This window comes from Paenibacillus sp. FSL R7-0297 (assembly GCF_038009025.1).
Taxonomy (GTDB): Bacteria; Bacillota; Bacilli; order Paenibacillales; family Paenibacillaceae; genus Paenibacillus_AQ.
The window spans coordinates 1,637,592-1,650,142 of sequence record NZ_JBBPAQ010000001.1; the positions used below are offsets into that span (position 1 = coordinate 1,637,592).

Sequence of the window (12,551 nt, forward strand, 5' to 3'; positions counted from 1 at the left end):
GATGGAAAACCAGAATTCTGGAAAATCGCCCATAAAGGTTCTTTTGGCGGATGATCATCAGTTGTTTCGTGAAGGGCTTAAACGTATTTTGAATATGGAGGACGATATTGAAGTCATAGGTGAGTGCGGTGACGGCATCCAGGTGCTTGAATTCTGCAATATCAACAAGCCGGATATCGTGCTGATGGATATTAATATGCCTATTGAGAACGGTGTGGAGGCTACACAGAAGCTGCGGGAAATGTTCCCGGATGTTAAAGTGATCATCCTCTCGATCCATGATGACGAGAGTTACGTATTCGAAACCCTGCGCAAGGGTGCGAATGGATATTTGCTGAAGGATATGGAGGCAGAGTCGCTTATTAATGCGATCCGCTCTGTATGTGAAGGCCATGCCTTCATTCATCCCAAGGTAACCGGCAAGCTGATCAATCAGCTGCGCCGCATGACGTATCTTAACGAGACAGGTGCCATGGCCGAGACTCCGGTTAAGGAAGCAGGCGTGAAATTTGTTGCAGGCGACAATAATCCGCTGACCCGCCGCGAAGCAGAAGTGCTGCGCCTTATGGCTGAAGGCAAGAGCAACAAGATGATTGGGGAATACCTTTTTATCAGCGAAAAAACCGTCAAAAACCATGTCAGCAGCATTCTGCAAAAGATGGAAGTCGACGACCGCACGCAGGCTGTCATCAATTCGATCAAATATGGCTGGGTAACATTATAATTCACACGTAAACTTTTAACTGAGCGTTTTGGAGAATCCTAATGATCCTTATAAAACGGTACATAACTTGATTGCAGCGGTTTAGCTGCAATTAAAGTATTGTTTCAGTCCGCATGATATTCGAATTTTGCAAAATGCTGAATTAAATATGTACCCGAAAACGAAGCTTTAATCAGTCTTACTGCAGGAAAGCGGAAATTCTGTGCTTTGTGATACATAGAGACTAACCGGGTCAGCTGTCCCGGCAGGCTGGGCTGTCACCGTCCGTTTATCACCGGCATATAGTGTCGGTATAAGAGGGAGGTGCATCTCCATGATCGCCCAGTTAATCTGGATTATGTCTATCTATGCATCCGCAGCAGCCCTTGTTCATATTCTGCATCGCAGGGAAGAGAGCCGGGGGGCAATGAGGCCTGGAAAGCGGCTTCATTATATTCTGATCACCCGCAATCATGAAGCTGTCGTGGAATGGTATATCCGAATGCTCGCAGTTTATGCTTTTTGGATGGGGAGACCGCTGTATGTCACTTTGATGGATGATGGTTCCTTGGATGGAACGCTGGCGGTTGCCTCACGGTTAGACTGCAGCGGCTCGTCTATCAGGTTCGCTCCGGTAATGCCGCACTACGACACTCTTAGCGAAGCGGAGCACCGGAAGGAAAACGTACTGGATCTGCGGATACAGGAGCAGCCTTTTCCGCTGAAGATGATGCGGCTGCCGGGAAGCAGGGGATACGGATCGAAGCATGGCGAATGATAATTAAATATGTCGGCAACGGGTGAAGCACACTCTCCAGTGATGGGGGAGTGTGCTTTTTGGTGTTTGATGAGCAAACACGGATTGCCTAGTGATTCAGCCGGACACCAAACTTAAGGTCAGCTGCTTTAGTTGTATTTCGTGCAGCTATTATTCAGATTTAGACAGGATATCTGGAGATAGCTGCACTTCGTACACTTATTATTGCAGACATGAGGCCAAACTGCTGTTTTCCCGGATTTTAGTTGTACGAAATACACTTCAGTGGATAGATAGGCCGTTACAGCAATAAATAGTTGCAGTAAATGCAGTTAGGCTGCCTGCTGTTCAAGTACAGCTAAATGCAAACCTGATAGTGTCCGGAGTCCAAACGTTTGCTGTAGTCACGGCTATCGCGGAATAGAAAAATAAAAAGTTCAATTAATTTAGTGTGGATTCGGGAGAAATCGCAATCTATGGTCTCGGTGATGAGCCACTTTGATGGAGAGAGGGAGGGATTTGATGAGAGTAGCAGTATATGCGGTAGAGTGCAATGCCGCTTGGGAGATCAGGATATCGCTAAACATGGCTGTGGACAGGTTGTGGTGGAATGCTGAGGGAAATGGAGTTGAAGGCTGGGGGGGCGGGCAAGCGGACAGGCTTGTGCTGTTATCACCATCGCTCCCGTTAGGCTGGGGAGTACAGCTGCGCGAGGGCTTCAAAGCTTCCCCTGCCATGCGTCTATGGAAGAAGGAGGATTGGAAAAGCTACATTGCTAACTGTTTGAAGGCTGAAATTAGACAAGAGCAGGCGGCGGGTGGCTTCCGGGAGGCGGAGTGGCTGACTGAGGGAAATATCAGTGGAGAATCTATGCTGGACCGGGCGGGAGGAGATGTGAAGGAGGCTGCAATTTCCGGGAACTACGGTGGTGAGCAGGTATTTCCTAAGGAAAGCTTATTGGGATGGGGCGGGCCCGCTGCATTGGCAGTGGCGGCTAATCAATTGGCAGCAGTGCTTGCCGGCCGTTCCCTGCTGCAGGGCGAAGTGGATGCGCTGGTGGCAGAACGGCTGCCTGAGTTGGCAGAGAATTGGCCCGCAGCCGTACAGCTGTCGCATCTTCAGGGACGGATAAGGATTGAGGCGGCAGTTGCTTATAATGACCCGAAGCGAGGCGGGGGAGTGATGGGACAGAGGAGCAAGGTGAAGCAGAGCGTGAAAGAGACGGAGCGGACAGAGAACCGGGAGCAAGGCGGGGGAGTGCTGGGGTGGAGGAGGATGATGAAGCAGAACGGGAAAGAGACGGAGCGGATAAGCAACCGGGAGCAAGGCGGGGGAGTGATGGAGCGAATGAGCGAGACAGTTGCCGGGCGCGGTTCCCGACCGCTCCTGACTGTTGGCCGGTTCCCACTGGTCACCGGCCGCCTCTTGCGCGGTGCAGCGCTTCGCCTGCTGCCGCTGCTTCGCCTGCCTCGGCGCGGCGCTGCCGCCCGCCGCGGGGCACCACGCTGCCTGCGCTGCGGCAGCGTACCCACGGGCCGCACGGCCTGCGCCGCGTGCGGCCTTGCCGGCTGCGCCTATTGCGAGGCCTGCCTCGCACTCGGGCGCAGCCGGGCTTGCGCGCTGCTGCTGCGCAGCGCGCCGTTGCCTGCCGTGCGCTGCACGGCAGGCGTCTCCCCCACCGTAGCGGCACGCCGGTGGGGGCTTAGCGCAGCGCAGGCGGCTGCGGCCGCCGCTGCGCTGGGGTTCCTGGCGGAGCCGCGGGAGCGCTCCGCCGTAAGCGGCCCAGAGCGGTTTCTGCTCTGGGCAGTGACGGGAGCGGGAAAGACGGAGATTACGTTCCCGCTCCTGGAGGCGGCGCTCGCAGCCGGAGGCCGGGCGCTGATTGCAACGCCGCGGCGCGACGTCGTGCTGGAGCTGGCGCCGCGTCTGGCCAAGGCCTTCCCGGCGGACATCCCCGCCGTGCTGTATGGGGGCAGCGACGACCGCTGGAGCGCGAGCAACATAACGCTGGCTACAACCCATCAGCTGCTGCGGTTCAATCAAGCTTTTGACCTGGTCATCATCGATGAACTCGATGCTTTTCCCTATCACAATGATCCAATGCTGGCCTACGCTGCCGGGCAGGTTTGTAAGTCCTCTGGATCCTTCATTTTTCTCTCAGCCACACCACCGGCCGAATTACAGCGCCTCGCCCGTTCAGGAAGACTACCTCATGCGAGAGTACCCGTCCGCTTTCACGGTCATCCCTTGCCGGTCCCAGTGCATTTACATATGCCGCCGCTGCACCGTTGTTTGAAGCAGGGGAGACTCCCTGGAAGTTTGATCCGCGCCTTGCAAAGATCTCTTAACCGCAAAGCACAGACTTTTCTCTTTGTCTCGCGGATTGCCCACATTGCTGGACTGCTGCAGCTTTTAAGGCGTATTTTCCCTGGCGTTCCTATGGAAGGAACCTCCTCCAAAGATCCGGATAGAGCAGAGAAGGTTCGGGAGTTCCGCAATTGTACGATTTCACTCCTGGTAACGACGACAATTCTGGAGAGGGGAGTTACGATTCCGCGCAGTGATGTATTTATTCTGGATGCGGACAGCAGCCTGTTTGACGAAGCAGCTCTGGTGCAGATGGCGGGCCGGGCAGGACGCTCTAAAGATGATCCGGACGGCCACGTCGTATTCGCTTCAGCTGAGTGGAGCAAGTCACAGCGCAGAGCCATTTCACAGATTCGCAGCATGAACGCCATTGCCCATAGACAGGGATACCTGTGAGATAAGAAGCTTCCTACTCTTTTAGTCATAATAATGTGCACATCACCTGAAGGAGGTTATAGATGAATTCCATAATGTCATGGATTAAAAATGCCCAATTGTTAATTGCTCCTACCCTGCCTCAATGTCTGTTCTGTGGTAAAAGAGGCCGTCCTTCATCCGGGCTGCCGGGAATTTGCGTAAGCTGCCATACAGGGATCCCATGGATCCGCTGTCCCCGGTGCCAGACCTGCGGTCGCCATGTCGGCTGTCCGGATTGCAGCCGCAGCCGCGAGCCTGTACCGATCCGCTGCAACCGCAGCGCGGTGGCCTATACAAATGAGATGCGCGAGCTGCTGGGTCAGTACAAATACAGAGGGAATGAACGCTTGGCCCCTACACTGGGCCTGATGCTGGACAAAGCATATGCTATACTTCAACAAGAGCAGAGTGAGGTAGGGCGAAATGCTCCGCTACTGGATATATCTCCGGGTAAACCTTTTTCAGCAAAGTCAAACTATCTTCTTATTCACCCGGCCCTATGGCAAGCCGATTTGCTGGTCCCTGTGCCTGTAAGCTCAGCCCGCCTGGCTGAAAGAGGGTTTAATCAGGCGGAGCAACTGGCAGATGTATTATCTCTACGGAGGGGGATTCCGCAGCTTCCGCTGCTGATTCGTACCCGGCATACCGGCAAACAGAGCTTCAAAAGCAGAAGTGAACGGCTGGCCGATATGAAGCAGGTTTTTGCCGGGAATACAGATCCTAAGATTCTGCAAAGTTTGAAAGAACAAATGGATTCAATGGCTCCCCCGCTTCAGCAGCGCCCCCTGCAGATCATTATTATCGATGATATCTACACCACTGGAAGCACAATACGGGCCTGCGCTGAAGCACTTCACCGGCTCATTGGTGATTTGGGCTATGCGGTGGAGTTATACAGTCTGACATGGGCACGTTCTTAGCGGTTTCGGCCGTTCGCAAATTAAATTAAACCTGCTCCACAACCGATACTAACCATAGACGGAACTTCAGCTATCATGTAATCTTATTAGCATAAGATATTTATAAGCTGTGCAGAATGTAAGGAAGGGAGCCGCGGTAGAAATGAATGTAGATAATTGTCCAAGATGCGGCCGGCTATATGTTAAGAATTTAATGAACCTGTGCCAGCCTTGTATCAAAGATTTAGAGCATGAATATGAAATCTGTGTAGACTACCTGCGCAAAAATAGAGGCACTAATATTCAGGAACTGTCCGATGCCACGGAGATCTCCATTAAGGAAATCACCCGTTTCATTCGTGAGGGCCGGATTTCCATAGCGAACGCACCTAACATGATGTACCCTTGCGAAGTCTGCGGAACCTTGATCCGTGACGGGCATATGTGCGACAGCTGCCGCAGCCGCTTGACCAAGGATCTGGCAAATGCTGCCAAGGAAACTGTGGACAAAAGCAGTACCAAAAAGACTTCGGATGCCGCATACCGCGCCGTGGACAAGTTCCGGAACTAATAAAATCTGCAAAAAAACGTTTGCAGCTATAAAGAATGTTTCAACAGAGGCCGATAAACTTAGTAAAGATTATCGGCTTTTTTATATCAGAAGGAAGGTGGAAGTTATGAAAATTAACGAGACCGGACGAATTAACGCGATGAACCCGTATCAACGGAGTGCGGAATCGCAAAGGCAGGAACAAATGAAGAAGAGCACACGCAAGGACGAGGTATCGATTTCGGATGAAGCCATTAAGCTGCTCCAGGCACAGAAAAGCGGCAAGATTGACGCTGAACGTGCGAACAAGATCGAGAGCCTGAAACAGCAAGTATCCGCAGGTACCTACCAGGTTGACGCAGCTAAGCTCGCAGAGACACTCGCCCCCTACTTTAAGCAATCCTCCGAGAATTAGGTGAACACACCCATGGCACTTACGACATTATTAGAATTGCTAGAGCGGCTGGACGAAGCGCATGTGCAAATGCTGGATTTGGCCGCTGTCAAGAAACAGACCATCATGGACAACAAGGTGGAGGGTCTCATCGACATCCTGAACCGTGAGTCCAAGCTTATGAAGGTGATCGGACAGCTGGAAGAAAAGCGCGCGGAAGCGGCATTTACTTTTCTGCAGGGGGTTGGAATCCGTTCCAATCTGAATCTGAATCTTACCGAGCTGTCCCGCCTTGTATTTGATCCTGAGGACAAATCGCGCCTGCTGCATATTCAGCAGAAGCTTTCCGGCACATTGCAGCAATTGAAACTTGCCAATGAGCTGAATCAGAAGCTGATTGAGCAGTCGCTTACCTTTATAGATTATTCCCTGGATTTGCTTGTCGGAAGACCAAATCAGGAAATGACATACCATCATCCGTCCGACAAGGGCAGCAGTGTGACTCGGCCGGGCCTTTTTGATGCCCGCGGATAACCCGTTTATCCTCATGGCCTCTTTCACCGCAGCAATCACAAGGGAGGAACAAGTAGCATGACATCCACATTTCACTCGATAGAAACTGCAAGACGAAGCCTGTTTACCCAGACTGCTGCGCTCAATACAACCGGCCACAACATAGCCAACGCCAATACGGAAGGCTACACACGCCAGCGTGTGAATATGAAGGCGGCTATACCTATCGAGGCCTATGGTCTCAATAACTCAACACTGCCGGGACAGATGGGGACTGGTGTGGAGTTCACTTCCATCGAGCGGATCCGTGAGATGTTTCTGGACGATCAGTACCGTGGAGAGAATTCCGCCAGCGGCAACTGGAGCATCCAATCGGATACGCTAGATAAGCTGGAAGCCATCGTTAATGAGCCTTCGGATACCGGTATTCGTACCGTTCTTGATAATTTCTGGAAATCCTGGTCAGATCTCAGCAAGAACCCGGAAGATCCAACAGCCCGCAAAATTGTAGTACAGACTGCACAGTCACTCACTGATGCGATGAACTATATGAGTACACAGTTAAGTAATCTGGATCGGGATCTCAGCACCAACGTTGATGTCAAAGGGAAAGAAATACAGAGCTACCTCAGCTCTATCGCTGACTTGAACCAATCTATTTCTAAAATAGAAGGCATGGGGGATCAGGCGAACGATCTGCGGGATCAGCGTGATCTGATGACCGACAAGCTATCCAAGATTGCCAATATTACAATCCTGGAGACCGATGCCGGGTATAACATATCACTGGGCACACAGCAACTGGTTCAAGGAGCAACGGTTACTGCGGCTGTAGACAGCGCCTTTTTGAATACTGCTTACGCTTCTGGTGACCTGAAGGCTGGCGAAGCTTATGGAATGATCTTTTCCAGTAGAACTTATGTGGGAGATTATAGAAAGCAACTCGATGCTATGGCCAACACGATCGCAAACGGCGAAGTACAGGTAACCATTCCAACAGGCTCAACTTTACCTGCAGGAACCACCGTACTTAAAGATTCAGAAATCATTAATGCCGACGGAACCAAAACCTCTCTTCCAGCAGGGAGCGCAGTGCCTATCCCATTGACGGGTGATTTGAAAACTACAGTCAAAGGTCTGAATGGACTGCATCAGCTGGGGTATGCGATGAATGGAAGCTCAGGCCGGCCATTCTTTACATCTTCTGTCGCTGGAGAGGCCATCACGGCAGCCAATCTCAAACTTAATCCCGAAATCGCTGCTGATCCTACACTGTTTGCGACTTCTCTTCGCACCACTACAGACAGTGCCGGGAATGTATCCGTCGTTAAAGGGAATAACACATTGGCGCTTTTGTTCAGCAATATGAAGGATAACAGTACATTCACTACAGCAGATGGCCTCAAATCGGGTACTGTAGGATCATACCTTAGCTCAATGGTCGGGCAATTAGGAATTCAATCCCAAGAAGCCACACGCCAGACAAGCAACGCCGATTATCTGGTGGACCAAGTGAATTCCCGACGGCAGTCAGTAAGCGGAGTTTCTTTGGATGAGGAAATGTCCAACATGCTGGTATTCCAGCATGCCTATAGCGCTGCTGCACGTTTCATGACAACCTATGATGAGTTGCTAGACAAATTGATTAATTCTACCGGCACAGTCGGCAGATAAAGGAGGAACATACAATGCTTAGAGTCACCTCCAATATGATGAGCTCACAGCTGCTGCTTAACCTGAACCGTAATGCGCGTACTATGAATGATACGCAGCTGCAACTGGCAAGCGGCCGCAAAATCAACAAGCCCTCCGATGATCCGGTAGGTATCACGTATTCCTTACGTTACCGTGCGGAGCTGTCTTCGAATGAACAGTATACGAAGAACGTGGACAGTGCTCTTTCATGGTTGGATTATAACGATACGGTATTGGGACAGGCGGGGGATGTTGTTCAGCGTCTGCGTGAGCTCACTGTTAAGGCATCGACAGGCAGTAATCCACAGTCAGCATTAGACAGTATTAATGAAGAAGTAGCACAACTTAAAGAACAGTTGGTTGATATTGCTAACAGTAAACTTAATGGTAAATATATCTTTAACGGTGAGCAATACAATGTGAAACCATATGATTTTGCCAAAGGGGCAGATGGTACTTATGATGTCTCTCAAGCCGTCACTACAGATTCCGGCCAAATTCAGTATATTGTTGGTGAAGGTGTTCAGATGCCGATTAATATGACTGGAAACGATGTGTTCGGTCATACTGAAGAGTCAGATAATCTGTTCTCTATTATTAATAGTCTTTCTGCTGCTCTAAAGTCGGGGAATACTACTGAAATATCTAACCAATTAGAAAAAATTGATACACGTACAGAAACGATTTTGTCTGCACGCTCGGAAATTGGTGCTAAGACTAACCGCGTAGAATTAATGCAGGATCGGTTAAGCGATCTAAATATTAACCTTACAGATCTGCAGGCTAAGACAGAGGACGCGGATTACGAAGGGCTGATCATGCAGTCTAAGATTCAAGAGAATATCTATAATGCTTCACTGTCGGTAGGTGCAAAGATAATTTCTACTTCCCTTGTAGACTTTATCAGATAATGGAGGTGGTTCTTGTTGATGCAGCCAATTTTGCAAATTCGACAGACACCTGCACGGATTGGTATTGATGCAGATCCTGGTGCTTTCTCTATTACTCAACCGAAGGCCGAAGTTAACATTACGACGACACCCGGTGAGATGACTGTACAATCCTCGCGTCCGGAACTTACCATAGACCAGACAAGAGCACGTGCTGCTTATAATGGTGGCAGCGTATTAGATATGAACCGGAGAATATACTCAGGGATTCAACAGTTATATCTTCAAGCAATTGCGCGCCGGATGGAGCAAGGGACAAGAATGGCTGAATTCTTCAAGCCTGGGAATACCATTGCTGAAGTTTATGGAATGGACACAGAACCTAATTCATTTCCCGAGCCCTGTGGACCTGCTTCTTATGATAATGTCGACTTACATTATGAAGCACGAGCGCCGGAGATTAATTTCAGAGCAGCCACGGTTGATATTCAGGTAGAAAGGCATCGTCCGGAGACGGAATATACACGTGGTAAACTTAATATTTATATGCAGCAATATGCTTCAGTTCAATTTATCCCACCGGAATTGAATGTACAAATGTAATGTAATAAGCTATGGATGTGCTCTGGGCACTTCTATAGCTTTTCTGTTATCTATTCAGAATATTAAGGAGTGAACAGCTTGATTATAGAAACGCTATCAATGGGTACACTTGAAGTGAATGATGAACAGGTATACCATTTTTCTAAAGGCATACCTGGTTTTGAGGAAGAGACGGATTTTGCCCTTATTCCCTTGAATGACTCTCCATTTTGGGTATTGCAGTCTATTAAGGTACAGGGCCTTTCTTTTGTACTTGCAGATCCTTTTGCTTTCTACCCATCGTATGAATTCGAACTTCCTGATGATGAAGCGGAGGAACTGGGGATAGATTCGGAAGTGCTCGTCCGCTGTATAGTTACTTTGAAAGAACAGGTAGAGGCTTCGACAATAAATCTGTTAGCGCCTATTGTAATGAATCCAGGCGGACAGACAGGTAAACAAATTGTCATTCATAGAACTCCTTATCATACGAAACATAGCCTACTGCAGGAGCAGCCAGTAATAGATGGAAAGGATGGTGGGTAACATGCTCGTATTATCCCGCAAAAAGGGAGAGACCATAGTCATCCAGGACCAGATAGAACTTACGATTTTAAGTGTGGATGGAGATACGGTTAAGGTAGGGATCTCTGCTCCAAAACATGTCGATATCTTCCGGAAAGAGGTTTATTTATCTATACAGGAGTCGAACCGGGAGTCTGTTGCCCCTCAGCAGTCTGACTTGAATGCATTGATCAACCGACTTCGTGGATCGAATACCTAAGTAAGACTCAGAAAACGCAGAAAACGCAGAACGTTATTGAGAACCCAGGCGAGCTTTATTGGCTTGGGTTTTTGTGTTTTAGATGAATCTGCAAAAAAAAATAGAAAAACTCTAAAAAAGCTCTAAACAGTTGGGGGCAAGCCGTCGATATATGTATTAGGCGCTGAGCCGGCAGGGCGGCCGACCTTAACGGATCAGCGTTTACCACATGGATGTGGAACTAACTTAATTTCAGGGAGGAAATATCAAATGATTATTAACCACAATATCGCGGCGTTGAATACTCACCGCCAACTGTCTGCTAACACTGCTGCAACTAACAAAAATATTGAGAAGCTGTCTTCCGGTCTTCGCATCAACCGTGCAGGTGACGATGCTGCCGGTCTGGCAATCTCCGAAAAAATGCGCGGCCAAATCCGCGGTTTGGATCAGGCTTCCCGTAATGCTCAAGACGGTATCTCCTTGATTCAGACAGCTGAAGGCGCTTTGAACGAAACCCACAGCATTCTGCAACGTATGCGCGAAATCTCTAACCAATCCGCGAATGGTACGAACACAGATACTGACCGTAACGCACTGCAAGATGAAATGAACCAGCTGACTTCCGAGATCAACCGTATCGGCAACACTACTGAGTTCAATACTCAGAAATTGCTGAATGGTGGTATTGGTTCGGGCGAGAGTGGTAAGGTTACTGCTGCTACAAGTGCAAAAGTTACACTTGCTAACGCATTGGCGACAGGAACGGTTACTGGGGTTTCCATTACAGTCGACAACCAGACATTTGACCTAAGTAGTGCTACTTATGATACCGGTCTTGGTGCAACTACAACTGGTATCGAACAAGCTGATACTGATGAATTCGTAAATGAACTTGGAAATATTACCTCTGGTGGAGTGAAGCTGTCTGACCTTGTGGACATTAAAGTAGTAGGCGGTAAACTGGAATTCACTGCGAAGTCTGAAGGTACGTCCAGCAGTATTCAATTTAATGCCACAGCAGATAGTGCAGTATTAGGTCTCACAACAGCTGCTAATGCAGGCGCTACTAATGCTAAAGTAGGCGACCCAACTACAGTTGAACGTGCTGGGCTAGAAGCGACCACTAAACTGGGAGCTACGGCAGATGCTACAATTGCTAAAGATGCAACTATTAAGATCACCGTTGGCAACGAGAGCGCGGTTGAAGTAAAACTTAACAGTACAACTGCTGATAAGGTTTACAAAACTTTCTCTGGGGCTGATCAGAATGAAAAAGATGCTGCAATGGCTGATTTGATTAAAGACATTAATGCATCATTGCAAGAAGCTGGACTTGATGGAAAAGTAACAGCTTCCTTGTCTAAAGATAATAAGGTTCAATTTATTTCTGAATCTGGTAAAGACATCAAAGTTGAAAATGGATCCGGCACAGCACTGGCGGCTTTAGGTACTGGTTTCACAACTGTAGATAACGTAGAACAAGTTGTAGGAGCTGGCGCTCAAGGCGTTGGTTTCAACACTAAGTTCCAGATTGGTGCTAACACGGGTCAATCGATGTCCTTGAATGTAAATGATATGCGTGCGTCTGCTTTGGGAATAACTGGTAATGCAGGCCAAGCTGGTTTCACTAAAACCAATAGCGTAACTAACGGTACTAATGATGTGAAATCAGAAGCTGCATTAAACATCTCCACTAGAGAAGATGCTTCCAAAGCTATCGCAGTTCTGGATAAAGCTACTTCCACAGTTTCTAGCGAACGCGCTAAACTAGGTGCTGTTCAAAACCGTCTGGAGCACACAATCAATAACTTGGGAACAGCTTCCGAGAACTTGACTGCTGCTGAATCCCGTATCCGCGACGTTGATATGGCTAAGGAAATGATGCAACAGACTAAGAACAACATCCTTGCACAAGCTGCACAAGCTATGTTGGCGCAAGCTAACCAACAACCACAAGGCGTTCTTCAGCTTCTAAGATAATTCCAGCAATTGAAGAAGAGTCAGAGTTTTATGCTCTG

At 48.9% G+C, this 12,551-nt stretch carries 13 protein-coding genes; all 13 read left to right on the plus strand.

Annotation, left to right across the window (positions count from 1 at the left end; translation table 11 throughout):
- The first annotated feature begins 1 nt into the window (after position 1).
- The 13 genes from MKZ24_RS07125 (at position 2) to MKZ24_RS07185 (ending at position 12,513) form a co-directional block, all read left to right on the plus strand.
- Positions 2 to 724: a response regulator gene (locus MKZ24_RS07125; RefSeq protein WP_039303779.1), complete on the plus strand. Its 723-nt coding sequence runs from the start codon at positions 2 to 4 to the stop codon at positions 722 to 724.
- A gap of 313 nt (positions 725 to 1,037) precedes the next feature.
- Entirely contained in the window at positions 1,038 to 1,481 is a 444-nt protein-coding gene (locus MKZ24_RS07130; protein ID WP_052416769.1) for a hypothetical protein, read from the plus strand.
- Positions 1,482 to 1,982: 501 nt separating this feature from the next.
- Entirely contained in the window at positions 1,983 to 4,223 is a 2,241-nt protein-coding gene (locus MKZ24_RS07135) for a helicase-related protein (RefSeq protein WP_340781836.1), read from the plus strand.
- A 62-nt stretch (positions 4,224 to 4,285) separates the two neighbouring features.
- A complete protein-coding gene (locus MKZ24_RS07140) occupies positions 4,286 to 5,164 on the plus strand; it encodes a ComF family protein (protein WP_340781838.1) in 879 nt (292 codons plus the stop codon).
- 142 nt (positions 5,165 to 5,306) lie between these two features.
- Positions 5,307 to 5,714 (plus strand): TIGR03826 family flagellar region protein, encoded by a 408-nt coding sequence (locus MKZ24_RS07145; RefSeq protein WP_042218081.1) that lies wholly within the window; start codon positions 5,307 to 5,309, stop codon positions 5,712 to 5,714.
- Positions 5,715 to 5,820: 106 nt separating this feature from the next.
- Positions 5,821 to 6,108: a flagellar biosynthesis anti-sigma factor FlgM gene (gene flgM, locus MKZ24_RS07150; RefSeq protein WP_039302663.1), complete on the plus strand. Its 288-nt coding sequence runs from the start codon at positions 5,821 to 5,823 to the stop codon at positions 6,106 to 6,108.
- Positions 6,109 to 6,120: 12 nt separating this feature from the next.
- Positions 6,121 to 6,621 carry a flagellar protein FlgN gene (locus MKZ24_RS07155; RefSeq protein WP_042240241.1) on the plus strand — a complete coding sequence of 167 codons (501 nt, stop codon included), beginning with the start codon at positions 6,121 to 6,123 and terminating at the stop codon, positions 6,619 to 6,621.
- A gap of 57 nt (positions 6,622 to 6,678) precedes the next feature.
- On the plus strand, positions 6,679 to 8,274 hold the full coding sequence (flgK, locus tag MKZ24_RS07160) for a flagellar hook-associated protein FlgK (protein ID WP_340781840.1): 1,596 nt from the start codon (positions 6,679 to 6,681) through the stop codon (positions 8,272 to 8,274).
- A 14-nt stretch (positions 8,275 to 8,288) separates the two neighbouring features.
- Positions 8,289 to 9,206 carry a flagellar hook-associated protein FlgL gene (gene flgL, locus MKZ24_RS07165; RefSeq protein ID WP_340781841.1) on the plus strand — a complete coding sequence of 306 codons (918 nt, stop codon included), beginning with the start codon at positions 8,289 to 8,291 and terminating at the stop codon, positions 9,204 to 9,206.
- An 18-nt stretch (positions 9,207 to 9,224) separates the two neighbouring features.
- Positions 9,225 to 9,788, plus strand: a complete 564-nt coding sequence (locus MKZ24_RS07170; RefSeq protein WP_340781842.1) for a DUF6470 family protein — start codon at positions 9,225 to 9,227, stop codon at positions 9,786 to 9,788.
- Positions 9,789 to 9,857: 69 nt separating this feature from the next.
- Entirely contained in the window at positions 9,858 to 10,313 is a 456-nt protein-coding gene (gene fliW / locus MKZ24_RS07175) for a flagellar assembly protein FliW (RefSeq protein ID WP_340781843.1), read from the plus strand.
- Position 10,314: 1 nt separating this feature from the next.
- On the plus strand, positions 10,315 to 10,551 hold the full coding sequence (csrA, locus tag MKZ24_RS07180) for a carbon storage regulator CsrA (protein ID WP_340781844.1): 237 nt from the start codon (positions 10,315 to 10,317) through the stop codon (positions 10,549 to 10,551).
- Between the two features lie 249 nt (positions 10,552 to 10,800).
- On the plus strand, positions 10,801 to 12,513 hold the full coding sequence (locus MKZ24_RS07185; protein ID WP_340781845.1) for a flagellin N-terminal helical domain-containing protein: 1,713 nt from the start codon (positions 10,801 to 10,803) through the stop codon (positions 12,511 to 12,513).
- The last annotated feature ends 38 nt before the right edge of the window (positions 12,514 to 12,551 follow it).